Source organism: Cronbergia sp. UHCC 0137, assembly GCF_034932285.1.
In the GTDB taxonomy this organism is placed as follows: Bacteria; Cyanobacteriota; Cyanobacteriia; order Cyanobacteriales; family Nostocaceae; genus Cronbergia.
Map to the genome: position 1 here is coordinate 1 of NZ_JAYGHC010000061.1, position 15,399 is coordinate 15,399.

The following is a 15,399-nucleotide window of genomic DNA, read 5'->3' on the forward strand; positions in this document are numbered from 1 at the left end:
TGGACAAGATAATCTAGGTTTTCATTTGTCTGTGCTTACCAATATGGGGTTATTAACAGCAGTACGAAATACCAATTTATCACTGTGGATAGAAGCACTTGATCATGTAGTGAGAGAAAAATTACAAAGTGTTAATAGTGAATCAGAAATAGCAGAAACAATGTTGAATCGGTTTAATCAGGCAATGGCAGAATTGGAGGCAGTGATAAGTTATTTGGAGGAAGTATAGCGTAACTTTTAAATATACAATTTAGATGGGTTTCCCCTCCCAGAAAGGTAGTCACGCCATTTATAAAAATAAAGTCAGGTCTTTTTTTAATAACGGATTTAAAAGCTCATCTAAAGGATGGGCTTAGAGTTAATTTAGTCATTATTTAATTCTGCAATGATATCATCAATATTTCCCCGAAATACTTTCCCTTCTTGATAGTCTTTACGGGCTTGATGAATATTCTGGGCAATTTCTTCTCGTCTTTTTTCTATTTGTCTATGTCGAATGATATTGATTAAGTCATCTTGTTCATCAAGGGAAAGATCGTTAATCATTTCTAAAATCTGATGAAACTGAATTGTTTGTGACATGGTATCTTTTGAAGTTAGAGAATAAGTTTATTGTAGCGAGGCGCGATCGCTCTCCCATATCCTAATAATCAATTCTTACGGTAAGCTACCGCGATCGCCCTTCCCCTCCTCTCTGAATCGGTAGAAAAAAGTGTTACGAGATAATTTCATCAATAAACTTGATCGGTAGTCGTGTAAAAGTAAGACATCTCCGGTAAAGATTGTAGAGACGTTCCAGGTCACGTCTCTACGAGGGTTGTAGATAAAGCGTATTTAATTTTCACCAGATGTTTGTAGTAATTTTAGGGCTAAAACTCTTGGTATGTAGACAATTAATGATGAGCAATTTCATCAAGAGCATGGTTAATAATATCTTCTTCTACACCATGACGTTTAAGACTTTCTATTAATTCCCAGAACGGGTTATTCTCCACTTTTTCTAAATCTTCTCGTAAACCTTGCCCAATATAAGTTCTCATTAAAGGCTGATAACCAGAAAAACCCAATACAGGTGCTATTCTTTTTAAGTCTTCAACTACGTCTTCAGGAATGCGAAGGGTAATCGTTTTCATTGGACGATCTTTTTTTAATCTTTGTTTTAAAGTTTCAATTTTCATAGTAATTACGTTCTTGACGGGTCGCTTTACGGGCGGAAATAATTCTTATCATGTCATTCTCTTGTTGAAGATGAACCACAAATAAAAGATAGCTACGTTTATCCATCCCAATAATGGCATCTCTAGCTTCATAATTACGACTGGCATCTACTACCACTAAAAATGGATCAAAAAAGGCTTCCACTGCTCTTTCAAAGGTCACACCCTTATGCTTAATTGGGTTTTGTCTTGCCTTCTCCTCATTCCAGATGAAAGTAATGCCATTAACAATAAATTTGTGATCCATAGCTTTATATTATAAGGCATTTTGTATTTACATTGTCAATATATTATACAAATTCAAAATTCACGCTTTTATAATTCAAAATTTCATACTCTAGGCTAGGTAAGGGTTTCATGGATTAGTAGTGCAACCAACACATACCAAGGGAAAATAATCAGGAAGATTAAGGAGTTATGCTCAATAATGACGCAATCATTAGACGTGCTTCGCGTCCCTGCCCCTAGTGATACCTACGGTAAGCTACTGCGATCGCCCTTCCCCTCTACCTCAACTAACCTAAGAGGACTAATCCCAGGGGTTCGATGATTGTACCAGGCTTGGTAATCATCTTGTTCGTCTTTGTTGGCGTAACTCAGCATCAATTTGCGCGATCGCGTCCTCCTCAAAACCGCCTATCTCTTAGGTCTGCGGGTGCATGAGGCAATCAATCTTCACTGGGATGATGTCTCTCCCGCTCACGATGGGGGGTATCGAGTCAAGATTGTGGGCAAAAATAGTAAGGTCAGATACAACCGCATTAACCCCAATCTCTATGAAGAAATGAAACTTGTCCCTACATTACTAACGCAATTAATCAAGTTATATAATAGAAACAAGGTATCACTGAGGAATAAAGATGCCGACGGTAAAAATTGACGCTCAACTCTCGAAGGAAAACTTATTACAAGCAGCGCAACAACTCAGCCCTACTGAGTTAGAGCAATTTGCTCAGGAGGTCATCGCCCTAAAAGCACAGCAGACTTATCCTTCCTTGAGTCAGGATGAAACCCAATTACTCCTGAAAATCAACCAAGGGCTACCCCCAGCAACTCAACAACGCTACCAGTATTTGATTGAGCAACGAGAGGCAGAAACCTTAACAGAATCAGAATATCGGGAACTTTTGGAATTGACCGAGGTTGCTGAAGCCCAGCAAGCCCAGAGATTGCAAGACCTAGCGCAGTTAGCCCAACTCCGACAGACTTCTTTGAGTGCTTTGGTTGAACAACTTGGGATTCAGCCGAATTCTCTATGAGTGAACCGATTTCCACTGCGCTGCGAGAGGCGGTAAAACTCAGAGCCAAGAACTGCTGTGAATATTGCCAAAGTCAAGAGAAATTTGCAACGCAGAGTTTTTCGATTGAACATATCCATCCTATAAGTAAAGGCGGAGGAACTTGTTTGGAGAATCTTGCTCTGGCTTGTCAAGGCTGCAATAATCATAAATACAACAAGACCGAAGGAAAAGACCCCGTTAACGGACAACTGGTGTCCCTATATGACCCCAGGAAGCAAAAGTGGCAAGAGCATTTTGCTTGGAATGAGGACTATACGTTAGTCATCGGCGTAACACCAACTGGACGAGCAACCGTCTCTGAGCTACGCTTAAATCGACAAGGGTTGGTGAATTTGCGCCAAGTTCTATACGCAATGGGAGAACATCCGGTATCTTCATAGTTAAGTATTTCAAGATAATAGCTGCCATGAAAACAAAAATGCTGGGGTTAATGACAATCGTTGCTCTGGTTACATTACCACTCAAGACTGCTTTCGGAAATCACACTCCGCCTAATCCCAAAATGATTCCTAATCGACCTAATTAATTATAAAGTATTATGTCGATTTTTGTTCCCTAACCCAACCTACGAGATCGCGAAGCCTACTGTAAGCCATCGCACCTCCCTCTCTTCAAAAAACGTAGGTGTAACCTGCGGTTAAGACCTATTTCCTGAGTTCATCTAAGGTAGGAGGATCGGAGTTATTTGGTTTCCTGGTGCGTTCCCAATTATCCAGTGTTGGTGTGACAAAAGTAGGATTAGGAAGCGCGTTCTGGGTGGGCGCGATCGCGCTCCGGCTTAAATTGGTTATCGCGTCTTCTAAAAACAAGTTGTATAATTCTAGCTGAGGTGTTGGTTTCTCTTAACTTTCCCAGACAGTGCTTTTTCACTTCTTCATTGGGGTAGGGATATGACTCACTCATGGCAAACTCCAACTTTTCTTAATTTCTTGAATACTAGCGCGATCGCACTCAGTTTAATATCAAAACACTTTCTGTTTCACTATAAGTCTTGACGTGCTGAGAATCGGGATATAAATCAATGATTTTGTTAATCATTCGATCTGACAAATTTTCATTTAATAGCAGTTTCATAGAGATACGACAAATAATTTTTTCTCTCGATCAGCAGCAAAAGCTAAACAAGCCTTAATATCCTCAGAGGTTAATTCTGAAAAATCTTCCAGAATTTCTGCTTCTGTCATTCCTCCGGCTAAATATTCGAGAATGTCGTACACTGTTATACGCATTCCCCGAATACAGGGTTTTCCACTTCGCTTTCCAGGTTCAATGGTAATAATATTGTGGTAACTCATAATGGCTTTATTCTTTTTAGTTTTTTGATTATATCTTATTCCCCAAAATCATTCTGAAACCGAACACATAACAGGGTTGAAATAATAGGGGTTAATGTTGAGTTTCCGTTTTCAACCTAACCTATAAAGGCTAAGAAAAATACATTACTGGTCACGGCTGTTGAGAACGGCTTGAATAAACGCCGTATCTAAAAATAACCGCTCGTTACTCATGGTTACTGTTTCGCTTCGGAGTACCGTATAAGTAGCGATCGCGTTCGGCTGACCAATCATCAGGGGCTTCAATTGTTCCAGCTAACTCTTCTAATATATCCCAAGGACTTTGAGAGGCTTGGGCTTTTTGTTGCTGTGATGCAATCAACAATTTCAAGGCTGCTTCTAGTACCTGTTCAGGACTTTGATATTGATGGGTATTTAATTGGGATTGAATTAAACTTTCTAGTTCTGGATCTAGATGAATATTCATCGCTTCATTCTCCTGTAAATGCTTGAGAGCAGTGCGAATTACCCACTCAATAATTTTAGTCTGTAATGAATGGTTTTTGTTCAAGCTAGGGGTTACTGCGAATATTATCGAAGGAGTTATGCTCAATAATGACGCAATCATTAGACGTGCTTCGCGTCCCTGCCCCTAGTGATACCTACGGTAAGCTACTGCCTTCCCATCCTCTCTCATCACGTAGGTGTAACCTGCGATTAAGACCCATTTCCTGAGTTCATCTAAGCTAGGAGGATCGGAGTTATTTGGTTTCCTGGTGCGTTCCCAATTATCCAATGTTGGTTTGACAAAAGTAGGATTAGAAAACGCATTCTAGGTGGGTGCGATCACGTCATTTGAGTTGAAGATTAGGTATGACAATTGAGCAATAAACTTTAGCAAATATAGCAAATATAGGTAAACTTATAACGGAAACAAGCAAAAATGGAGCAGATGTCAAATAAGCTAATGCGGCCGTACTAAATACACTAAATGCTGCTATAGCATAATCCCTATCAGTTGGTTTAGTAGGATCTGTAAAACAATTACGGAGAGTATCAGCAAAATCTGCAACGAATCCTGGCGTGTCTCCAAGAAGTCCTACAAGGGGAGCGACGTATTCTATCAAAGCAACCTCACCACTCGGATCGATCGCATTTATCGGATTCCCTTCACCATAAAGATAATCATTCAAACTTAACGGTCTTTCCAAAAATCCTGCAAAGGGATCTCTCGACACAAACCGTCCCGTTGCTGGATTATAATATCGCGCTCGGAGATAGTAATTTTCTAACTCACTATCAAACTGTTCCCCTGTAAACTTATAGGCATTTTCCTGTACCTCCAACTGATTAATTACACTTCCGTAGGGGTCATAGAGATAAGCATTCGCCACATTTCCGGCAATATCCGTCAACAACCGCACACTACCCAAAGAATCAGCGTGATAGAAGCCTTTTTCCGTATCCCTGGTTTGGCTAATCAGGTCATTCCCGTGCGTATAAACCACCTGAATAATCCCACCAGGACTGTATTCTTCAATCACTTGGGCAAATTCCTGTTGCGTCGTATCAATCAAGAAGCGGGTTTCATCCCCATCAACGGTTTGACTGACGCGGATACCATTGGTGTTGTATTGATACACCACATTAGTCGTTGTCTCCCCTTCCGTAATCGTCGCCCCTGCTAGTTCACCCTGAATATTCCAGTTATAGACCTCAACGATAATGCCATTAACCCGCTTATCAATCCGATTTCCTGCCTCATCGTAGGTGTAGGTGATGACCTGACCATTGCTTTCTTCCTGTAGCAAACGGTCATTTTCATCATAAGTGTAGGTGGTTGTGCCACTGCTGTCGATCTTGGTTTGGATATTCCCCACCGCATTGTATGTGTAGGTGGTGGTTTCATCTCCCAATGTGGAGTCCGTTACCTCAACTTCTGTGACGCGATACAAGTCATCATAAGTGTAGTTGGTCACTCGTCCCGTGTTATCGGTTTCACTGAGGCGATTTCCGACATTATCAAAGGTGTAAGTGTAGCTGGTGAGGATATTGTTACTATTATCAGTGGTGGTGAGTTGTTGAATGCGGTCAAGGACATCATACTGGTGGGTTTCAATTACGCCATTGGGGAAAGTCGTCTGAATCAGATTCCCCACTGCATCATAATCATAGTCAGTCACTAACCCCTCTCGGTCAGTAACGGTATCGAGATTCCCCACCCCATCATAGTTATAAGAGACTGTCCCCGCCGGAGTTGTCAACGCTGCCACATTGCCATCGGCATCATAGAGATAAACGATCTCTGCTCCATCAGGGTCAATACGGCTAGTGAGTTGGTCAAGTCCATCGTAGGTAAACTGAGTTAATCCCCGTTCATCTTCAGTGGTGGCGACCAGTCCAGTAGGCGTATAGGTAAAGGTTTCTAAGGCTGTCCCATCTGCCAAACTGACTTCGGTGAGTTGTTGTAAACCGTCATAGTCATAGTTGAGGACATTCCCATTAAAGTCATTAACTTGAACTAAGTTACCAAGCGCATCGTAGGTATTGGTGGAAGTTTGACCTAGAGGTAAAGTGGTTGTGGCAATGCGGTTAAGTTCATCATAGGTGAAGCGGGTATTGCGTCCATTGGCATCGGTTTGTCGAATCAGATTGCCGTTTAAATCCCGTTCGTAGGTAGTTTGATTATTTAAGGCATCCACTACCCCAATCAAACGGTTTAAGGGGTCATATTGAAACTCTGTTCGGTTTCCATTGCGGTCGATGGTCGCAATCTGGCGGTCTAAGGCATCATAGACTAGGGTTTCAACTGTACCATCAGGATAGGTGGTTGTTTCTAATAAACCGCGATTATTATAAGTAAACTCAGTCCGTCTTCCTAGCGCATCCACCGTAGCTGTACGCTGACCTGCTGCATCATATTCAATGGTGTTAACGTTACCTAGTGCGTCAGTAAGGGTTGTGAGTAGGTTTTCGTTGTTATAGCCAAACGTAGTAGTAAACCCTCTTGGAGTTGTAACGCTGGTAATATTGCCATTATTGTCATAATTTAAAGCTGTCACACCCTCTTCAGGGTCAGTAATCTGAGTAATTAAGCCAAAGAGATTATAGGCAAAGGCTGTAACATTACCTGCTTCATCCGTTGCCTGTTGCAGATTACCCACCTCATCATAAACGTAGGTGGTAACATTTCCTTCTGCGTCAGTGGTTTGGATTAGATTCCCGTCATCATCGTATTCATTAGTCGTGACAAATCCTAACGGGTTGGTTTCCGTGAGAACTTGACTAAACTCGTTATAGACAAAAGTTGTAGTATTCCCCAGAGGGTCAGTTTGGGTGAGAACATTCCCATTTTCATCGTAGGTAAAGGTAGTAGTATTTTCTTCTGGGTCAGTTTCCGTGAGAATATTGTTATCCTCATCGTAGGTGCGGGTGGTGACACCTCCCAAGGGGTCAATTTGCTGAAGGACATTCCCCCGTTCATCATAAATTAAGGTCAGTTCATTTCCGAATGGGTCAGTGAGGGTTTGAGATGACGCTGCATTGTCAAAATTAAGCTCAATGGCATTCCCATCTGCATCAATAATCCGGCTAATTTGTCCATTTTCGCCGTATTCGGTGCGTGTCCCACTTCTGCCCAAGGGGTCAATGATTTCCGTCAGGTAGTGAGGACGGGGGGCTTCATATTTCAGGGTGGTGGTATTCTCTTGACGGTCTGTAACCGAAACTAAGTCACCATTGGCATTGTAGCCATACTTCAGGGAATTGCCTTCCGGGTCAATGATTTCAATAATCCGTCCTGCACCATCGCGGATAAAGTCAATTTCTGCCCCCGTTGAACTGATAATTCCTTCCTCGCTAAAGATGAGGCTATTCCCATTGCGATCTATGACATTTTGTAAGCCTTCATTCTGACTATAGTTATAAACTGTGCGATCACGAGTGGTCAGCTTGTACTCACTCGGATTATAGGAGAATCCAAACAGGAATAACCCATAAGTCCCATCGGAACGCAGGGAGAGAGAACTATCCTCAACCTCAAGGGTATCAAACACCCCAGGGTCAGGGGTAAAGCGGGGTTTCCAGGCTGTTCCCAGTAAACTGCCTTGGGGAACAGGGTCAAAGGTAAAGCCGACACGACGACCATCGGGGGTATTCAGGGTAACTCTCGTTCCCACCGTAAAGCTGTTGCCGCCAAAGAAGTCATCTTGGGAGAGGTCAATTCCAGTGGGGGAAGATTCGACAATATTCCCCTCCTGTAAACCTAGAGTCCAGCCATAGCCAAAATCTCCTGGAATATTGGCATCCAAACTACTGTAGCTACGGGTGATTTCAATGGGGATTCCCGTCAAGGGAAGGGATAAATCCACAAAATCAATGCTAAATTCCCCTGGCTTCGTGGCCGTATCAATGCCCAAAACGATGCCTTGAACATTGCCATTCCCGCTAAAATCCTGGGCATAAACCCGAATAAAATAACTGTCGTTATTGAACTGGAGAGGATCAATTTGCGCTAAGGTGCTATTGGTTACATTGCTGTTCCCTTCTGCAATCAGGATATAGTCTGGGTCTGGCTGGCCAAAATTATTCAGGTCAAGGAGGCTAACCGGGGCAATTTCGACGCGATAGAACTCTAAGTTCTCATCGGTGACTGTCCCCACCAAGTCAGTGAGGCTTCTAATCACTGAGCCATTGGCTTCAAACTCCGTTAGGTTAATTTCCACAAACGGGGCTTCTGTATCTGAGGGGTCAACAACCCGAATATCCTGGGTTTTCGTGACCACATTCCCATCAGTATCCACTGCCGTTGCCACCACCTTGTATAATCCAGGCGCATCTGGGGTAACAGAAGCCGTATTAATCAAACCGTTACCAACAGAATCAGGATTCAAAAGGAGGGAGTTTCCACCAAAGGCTAGGTCTAAATCCGCTAATCCCACATCATCAAAACCTTGTATTTGCAAATTCAAGGTGTCACCCAAATCCAGCACCGAACTACTAAAGCCAAGATTTACTTGTGGTACTTGAGAACCCGCCCCTGCTTCTACCACATTAATTTCATAGCTTTGGGTAACAACTCCCCCTTGACCGTCATCCACTTGAATCTCTACAGAGTAAGTTCCAATCGCCCCTGTTTCCCAGGCAATCACGCCATTTTCATCAATGGTCATTCCCTCCGGTGCGGTTAGGAGGCTGTAGAGTAAGGGGTCGCCATCCCCATCCGTTGCCCTGACTTCGTAGCCGTAAGAAACACCAGGAACGGCTCTGGTAAAAGGAGTGGAAATAATGCGCGGTGAAAGATTACCCGTTCCTACTTGGATGTTACCAAAATCACGATTTTCAACAATTTCTCCGATTCCTAGTTCGACTACATGGTAATTCGGCAGAGTACGAATAAAGCTGAGATCGTCAAAACCTTCGAGTTCCGTTGTTACTTCAAATAGAGCATAAGAAAAGGATTCATTCCCTAAATTCAGAGAAAGAGTTGCTTCTGGTAATGTTGTCTCGTCGTCAAAAATTTCGTCAATTGCTAAAACTTCAAACTCATTTTCACCAACTTTTTCCAAGGCAATTAATCGAACAATATCAACTCCTCCTGGATCGCCAATGGTTAAATCACTTACCAAGCTGACTTCATTAACAGGATTAGTAAACTCAATTAGTACATCACCTAGAGGCTCAAGCAAAGATATAACTCCGTTGGGTGGCGAAGAAAACTGCGAGTAATCCAGAAGTTGAAAACTATTTTCAACGTTTTCAAAAGTAATATTTTCTGATACGGCAACTGTACCACTCGCCTCAACACTGTAGAGCAATACGCCAACATCTTGTAAGGCATTACTAGGTTGAGTTCCAGAACTTAAGTTGTCAAAATTAATGGTTACTTCCTGCTGTCCCCCTTGTGGAAATGTCTGTTCAAAGCCTTCAGGAACAACTTCACGGACGGTATAAGTTCCTGCAGGCAAATCTGTAAATTCATATTGTCCAGTTTCATCAATATCGGGAGTGCTTGGATCATCTTCAGCAGTGACTTGGACAGGCTCACCAGGGTCAAGGATGGCATTGTTATTAGTATCGAGATAAACGCTAACGCCTGCTAGTCCTGGTTCAAAATTTCTTATACCAGTAATCTGAACATCGTAGCCATCTACTCCCCCATAATCTTGACGAAGCACTTGAATATAATTTCGACCTGGGTTTAAATCACCTAAATTGACTTGATATTCCCCAGGCTCAACAACACCAGGACCATTCGCTCCAAATTTATATTCGCCGTTGACCCAAATAAATAAACCGTTATCTACACCAAAACTGCCAACAACATCACTAATCCCTGTCGTTCCACCATCAACTTCGTAAATGATCGCGTTTTCATCGTTAATATTCCAAGACAGGGGAATAGTCTGCAACTCGCTCCAAAAAACATTTTGTAGAGCTTGTTCGGGAGCAACCAGCCAATTTTCTAACTGACTGATTTCACTTAAATCGGGAGCTTCGGTGTACTGTCCATCAAAGAAATTTTGAGTATCAGTACCATTTGGAGCGAAAAAGAATTGAGCTAGGGGGTCTTCCGGATCTCCAGGATAAAGGTTGCCAAGATTATCGTTATAGTACGCTTGTGTAGAATTATTAACTAATTCAACTCTGTCGATGTTTCTGATCCCGTCACCGTTAATATCTTCCCATTTAGTCCCGCGTATAATGCCTGTACTGACTGGAATCTCAGCATTACCAAAGTTAATATTTTCAACAACCTCTCCTTCACCAAGTTCAACGTTATGGAAACCAGCACTCTGAATACTATCCGGTAAAACTTCAACCCCGATTAAATCAAACCCAGGGGATGAACCTCGATTATCTAGACCAACCACCCGCACAGCCGTAACAGGTTCGGTAAATCCAATTGTGGCTAAGTCAAGGGAAACCAGCCCCATTTCGTTCACCGTTCCCAAAAATTCAAAATCTACGCCATTGGCACTCACATAGACATCAGCCAATTCATTAGCGGAATCTTCTAGTCCAAAACTGCGAATGAAAATATCGTCTCCAGGTCCATCAATCACTCTTTCATCGGTAAAGCCAACGGTGACATAAGACCCTTCGGGTAGGGCTAACCAATCCACTTCAGGATTACTGCTAACAACGGGACTTGGGGGAGGGGGACCTAGAACAACCGTCGGCTCAACAGGTTCAACGGTATATTGTCCGTTATTATTAAACGGTGAAGTAGGTGGAATCCCTCCAGTTGAACCATAAGGCTCGACTAAAGGCGAGGGCGCATTTCCACCAGAAACAAATTCTAAAACAACATCAGCAACCCCATTTCCTACATCTGTGGTTGTTGGACTGGGTGCTGTTTGTTCAAACCCTGCGGGAACAACTTCACGGACAATGTAAGTTCCAGGTAACAGATTGGTAAACTCATATTGCCCTGTCTCATTAATATCAGGGGTATTCGGGTCATCCTCCACAGTGATTTGCATGGGTTCACCTGGGTCAAGGATGCCGTTGTTGTTCGCATCTAAATAAACTTGAACCCCTGAGATTCCTGGTTCATTAATGCCAAACGTCCAAGATAGAATATCGTGGTTGCCCCATCCTAGTCCTGTCGCTGAGGTAAAACCGACAAAAAACTCTTCTGTCTCAAGAACTTCGGGGATATTAACATTAGCTGATACATTAGGTTGCTCTGGACGGCTATTAGTCTGTGATACTCTAGCTTCTAAAGTTTGGGAAGTTCCATCATAATCAATCCAAACATTCCAAATTTCCCCATTATTGAATCGGTTTGTGTCAACTTCAGTCGGAATATTAGTTTGTTCGATAGGAGTTAGATTACCGTCAAGGTTGATTGCGATATGATTCCCATTGTTGGAATCCCAAGTACCCTCGTTTACATTGTTGTAAGTATCTATTTCAACAGCAACACTATTATCCAGACCACCATAACCAATTCCGCCTCCAGCTTCTCCTACATTATCAACGGGGGAAATAATAAAGGCAATACCATCTGCACCAAAACCATCTTCATCACTGAGTCCTGCTGTAGGACTGGATATTGAAAACTGGAAACGAGTCGAGAAAGACAATATATTTCCTTCATCATCAACAAGATCAAAGGGAGTTTGTAATAAAGCATTTCCAGCTTGCCATTCCTCTTCCGTCGTCAATCTTAAAACACTTTCTCCATTGACTAAATCTGATTCGACAATGCTTGCATTACCAGCAATTCTTAGATTACCAATGTCATCAAAATTGTCAAAAGTTTCTATATCTCTAGAACCATTCCTGTTAAGATCCTCCCATTTAGTCCCGCGTATAACCCCTTGAGCATTAACAATGGTGGGGACTTCTACCGTAAAGGTTTGAGTATCCGTCCCGCCCCGACCATCACTTACTTCTACCGTGAAGTCATAACTTGGTTGTAACACTCCCCCAGGGGCAAAACTGAGTAAACCGTCGTCCCCAATCTCGGCTGTAAATGGCGCATCCAGTAAGCTGTAGCTGAGGACATCATTATCAGGGTCTGTCGCCACCACCTGATAGGTATAAGTATCTGTAACTGTAGTATCCAAGGTTGTCTCTGGGGCGCTAGTAATCGTGGGTGCGCTGTTGAGTCCTTCTCTGGTTAGGCGGTTTTCCTCCCGTCCCTGATTCCCCGCCGCATCCCTCGCTAACACTGTATAGGGGGCTGTCCCAACACTGGGCATGGCGACATTGGAAACAACAAAGTTACCATTCTCATCGGCGGTGACAACCTGTTGGTCGTTCACTAAGGCAACCTCTAACCCTGGTTCAGTTTGACCAACTAAATTAACTTGGTATTCAGTGGTGGTATTATCTCCCTGTTCTCCGGTATCACTTTCTGGTGCGAGGCTAAAGGGGACAGAAGGGGCAGTGCGGTCTAAAGTGAAGCTGACTTGGGTTGATTCGGTTCCCCCACTATTCTCGGCTTGGAAAGCAATGGTATAGTCCCCATCGGGTAACGTATCCGTTAAAAGACTGTACTCCTCTAATCCCAGGGTGAAGTCCCCTGCTTCCGTTAGGGTGTCACTGATATCCACCAATTCACCCCCATTGAGACTAGCGCGGAGGGTCGTCGCATTGGTGGTTTGTCCGCTAATGGTGGGGTCAAGGGTTAAGTTATCGCGATCGCTCACTCCTGTATCATTGGCGAGAACAGCACTGATACTTGGAGGTTGAGGATCATCATCATCTTCAATCGTAACGGTGGCAGAAGAGAGAGCGATCGCGCCATTCACGGCATTACTCAAATTCACCAAAACTGTCTTATTGGGTTCATCGGTGGTATCGCCTAAAATTGGAATTGTAATCAACTGCTGCGTTTCCCCAGGAGCAAAACTTACTGTCCCATTCACCCCTTCATAGTCTTCTCCCGCCGTGGCTGTCTCGTCTGCCGTGGTGAAGTCAACTGTTACCGTCTGACTACTGGGATTGGATAAACTGACCACCACTTCAGCATCCGTTGTCCCTTCATTTCCTTCAACTACGGTGACATCATTGACGAAGATTGAGGGAATATCCTGTGCAGGGACATCAAAAGCAATTTGGAGAACCACATCATCAAAATCGCGATCGCCCCCACCTGTCAAATCTTCCCAAGCCAATTCATAGGCATTCTCTGCGATCGGATAACTGCGGAAATGGTCATACTTATCAGAGTTAGCAGCCACTAAAGAGAAGAAAGCCAGAGGAGGGTTATCACCAGCCCTTGCTGCTAAGAACTCTGCACTGGTGCTATCTTGAATGAGATAACTGCCAATGTAGCTATTTCCTGGTACAGAGAAAGAAGCTTCTGGCGTTGGTTCTTCCCTCCAACTCATTAGCCGTCGTTCAGAAGCCAAGGCCGCTACCGCATATCCCTCATCTCCAGGTTCAAGATCCCCAATCCTTCCGATAGCATCATCAACTAAAAATAAACCCACCTCGCTTTGAAACCCAGCATTCTCTATCACCTCTGTTAAGTTAACTCCTACTGACTGGTCAGGAAGTCCTGGGATCAGCATGGCTGCACCAGGAAGGGGAAGTTCTGTCGGGTTTGGGGCATCAGTGGTCACAGCAACAGTAAACTGAACATCATTAAAGTCAGCATCTCCCCCGCCGATTAAGTCTTCCCAAGCGAATTTAAAGATTCCCTCACTAACCATGTCTATTACTGCATGGTCAAAGCTATCAGGATTAGCAGCCCCCACACTAAAAAAGGCGATCGGGAGATCATTTTTGGAGTCGCCATTATTGTCAACAACAATATTATTAGGGTTAAAAGCCACTAAAGCATTACTGGTGTTGTCTTGAATTAAATAGAATGCCAGACGATCTCCTCCTCTAAAAGTGAGTTGGCGAGATGTCCCCAGTCCCTGTCCACTAGGAGGACTGGCAAAAACCACAGAACGTTGCGAACTGGCAAAGACTGATGCTGCATAGCTTGTGTCAGTGGGGGCTACTCCGTTTACACTCCCATCCGCAGCAACCACATAAACTCCAATTTCATTATCAAAAGCAGCTTCTCGTTGAGTCCAGATGAACTGAAGGTCAACCTTCTGGCCTGAAGCACCAGAAACAATCAAGAGGTCTTCGCTAAAGTCAAGGGTTGATTCCACTAAAGGTTCACTATCTGCTACACTGACTAAAGATTGTCCGCTACTACTGCTGTTTGAGTCTTCTAGAGTGTCGGATTCTAAACTGAATGCCTCTGACGTTGAAATTTCCTGTATCTCTTCATCTGTTGTTATGTCTGCATATTCAACAGGAATAGTTTGGTTATTGAATATTAAAGTACCGTGATCATTTTCGGTTTTTAATTTTATCAATTCATCAGAACTTAAAGGCTGATTTTGGACAAGTTTAGCAAAAATAGCTCCTTCATCTCCTGGAGTATCAAATGTATTTAATTGTGAATCAATAAAATGTCCTGTTTCTTCTAAAAATGTGTTTACAGCAAGTTGGAGGTGATCTAATTTATTTAATTCTTCAGAAATATAAATAGTATCGTTACCCAATGCTCCATAAGCATTTAGCTGATATTGGGGAATAATTTGAATATTGGGAATTACTATCCCATTAGCTAAATTATCAATTAAAATATGAGCGATTTCTAAATTAGATTGATCCCCAAAGGCTAACTGTATTTTATCTGCAAAATCAGCAGATATGGAAAAAGATTGTAAATATTGCTGGGTAGTAGCGATCAGTTCTTGAGTCCAATCGGTGGAAGAAAAGCTATCTAGAGGAGAAGCTCCAAAAGGCAAATTAGAGCCATGAAAAACATTCGATGCGTTCATGTTGTACACCTAAATTCCTAAGTATTTTAATCAAAAGATAATCTTTCCCTTGCCTGGGAAACTCCACAGATAATCTTTTCTTTACTCAAGAAAAACCTTTATTTAATAAGTAGGATTAACTACTTCATGTCATAAATCTATATTAATTATGCTTTTAGGGCAAGAAGTTTTTGTAAAATTCTATTATATTAAAATTTATACATTGATATAATAACAAGATAGTGAATTGATAAATATAGGTCATCTAGTCATAAGTATCAGACAATTAGAAAAACCATGCAACTATCCACAACGCAATCTAGAC

The 15,399-nt window shown here is 42.6% G+C and carries 13 protein-coding genes; 4 read left to right on the plus strand and 9 right to left on the minus strand.

The annotated features are described in order from the left end of the window. Positions 1–229, plus strand: a 229-nt coding sequence (locus VB711_RS22425; RefSeq protein ID WP_323288541.1) for a hypothetical protein, incomplete at its 5' end; no start/stop codon positions are given. 134 nt (positions 230–363) lie between these two features. On the opposite strand, the gene VB711_RS22430 is transcribed toward VB711_RS22425, so the two are convergent. The 4 genes from VB711_RS22430 to VB711_RS22445 form a co-directional block, all read right to left on the minus strand. Further along, complete coding sequence (locus tag VB711_RS22430; RefSeq protein WP_323288542.1) at positions 364–582, minus strand: hypothetical protein; 219 nt, start codon at positions 580–582, stop codon at positions 364–366. A 311-nt stretch (positions 583–893) separates the two neighbouring features. Then, positions 894–1,178 (minus strand): hypothetical protein, encoded by a 285-nt coding sequence (locus VB711_RS22435; RefSeq protein WP_323288543.1) that lies wholly within the window; start codon positions 1,176–1,178, stop codon positions 894–896. Beyond that, complete coding sequence (locus VB711_RS22440) at positions 1,168–1,464, minus strand: BrnT family toxin (RefSeq protein ID WP_323288544.1); 297 nt, start codon at positions 1,462–1,464, stop codon at positions 1,168–1,170. The genes VB711_RS22435 and VB711_RS22440 overlap by 11 nt, the downstream gene beginning before the upstream one ends. Before the next feature lie 227 nt (positions 1,465–1,691). Continuing rightward, positions 1,692–1,820 carry a hypothetical protein gene (locus VB711_RS22445; RefSeq protein WP_323288545.1) on the minus strand — a complete coding sequence of 43 codons (129 nt, stop codon included), beginning with the start codon at positions 1,818–1,820 and terminating at the stop codon, positions 1,692–1,694. 52 nt (positions 1,821–1,872) lie between these two features. Between VB711_RS22445 and VB711_RS26530 the strand changes: the two genes are divergently transcribed. Genes VB711_RS26530 through VB711_RS22455 form a run of 3 tightly spaced genes read left to right on the plus strand, consistent with a single transcriptional unit; the run spans position 1,873 to position 2,898 of the window. After that, positions 1,873–2,097 (plus strand): hypothetical protein, encoded by a 225-nt coding sequence (locus VB711_RS26530; protein ID WP_416233607.1) that lies wholly within the window; start codon positions 1,873–1,875, stop codon positions 2,095–2,097. Continuing rightward, complete coding sequence (locus VB711_RS22450) at positions 2,078–2,476, plus strand: STAS/SEC14 domain-containing protein (RefSeq protein WP_323288546.1); 399 nt, start codon at positions 2,078–2,080, stop codon at positions 2,474–2,476. Before VB711_RS26530 ends, VB711_RS22450 begins: the two co-directional genes overlap by 20 nt. After that, positions 2,473–2,898 carry an HNH endonuclease signature motif containing protein gene (locus VB711_RS22455; RefSeq protein WP_323288547.1) on the plus strand — a complete coding sequence of 142 codons (426 nt, stop codon included), beginning with the start codon at positions 2,473–2,475 and terminating at the stop codon, positions 2,896–2,898. Before VB711_RS22450 ends, VB711_RS22455 begins: the two co-directional genes overlap by 4 nt. A 358-nt stretch (positions 2,899–3,256) precedes the next feature. On the opposite strand, the gene VB711_RS22460 is transcribed toward VB711_RS22455, so the two are convergent. The 5 genes from VB711_RS22460 to VB711_RS22475 all read right to left on the minus strand — a co-directional run bounded on the left by VB711_RS22460 (position 3,257) and on the right by VB711_RS22475 (position 15,095). Further along, entirely contained in the window at positions 3,257–3,421 is a 165-nt protein-coding gene (locus VB711_RS22460; protein WP_323288548.1) for a hypothetical protein, read from the minus strand. A gap of 48 nt (positions 3,422–3,469) precedes the next feature. Then, a complete protein-coding gene (locus tag VB711_RS26535) occupies positions 3,470–3,592 on the minus strand; it encodes a DUF5615 family PIN-like protein (protein WP_416233606.1) in 123 nt (40 codons plus the stop codon). Beyond that, complete coding sequence (locus VB711_RS22465; RefSeq protein ID WP_323288549.1) at positions 3,589–3,813, minus strand: DUF433 domain-containing protein; 225 nt, start codon at positions 3,811–3,813, stop codon at positions 3,589–3,591. The genes VB711_RS26535 and VB711_RS22465 overlap by 4 nt, the downstream gene beginning before the upstream one ends. 205 nt (positions 3,814–4,018) lie before the next feature. Continuing rightward, positions 4,019–4,363: a hypothetical protein gene (locus VB711_RS22470; RefSeq protein WP_323288550.1), complete on the minus strand. Its 345-nt coding sequence runs from the start codon at positions 4,361–4,363 to the stop codon at positions 4,019–4,021. 280 nt (positions 4,364–4,643) lie between these two features. Beyond that, positions 4,644–15,095: a DUF4114 domain-containing protein gene (locus VB711_RS22475; RefSeq protein ID WP_323288551.1), complete on the minus strand. Its 10,452-nt coding sequence runs from the start codon at positions 15,093–15,095 to the stop codon at positions 4,644–4,646. Positions 15,096–15,399: the final 304 nt, after the last annotated feature.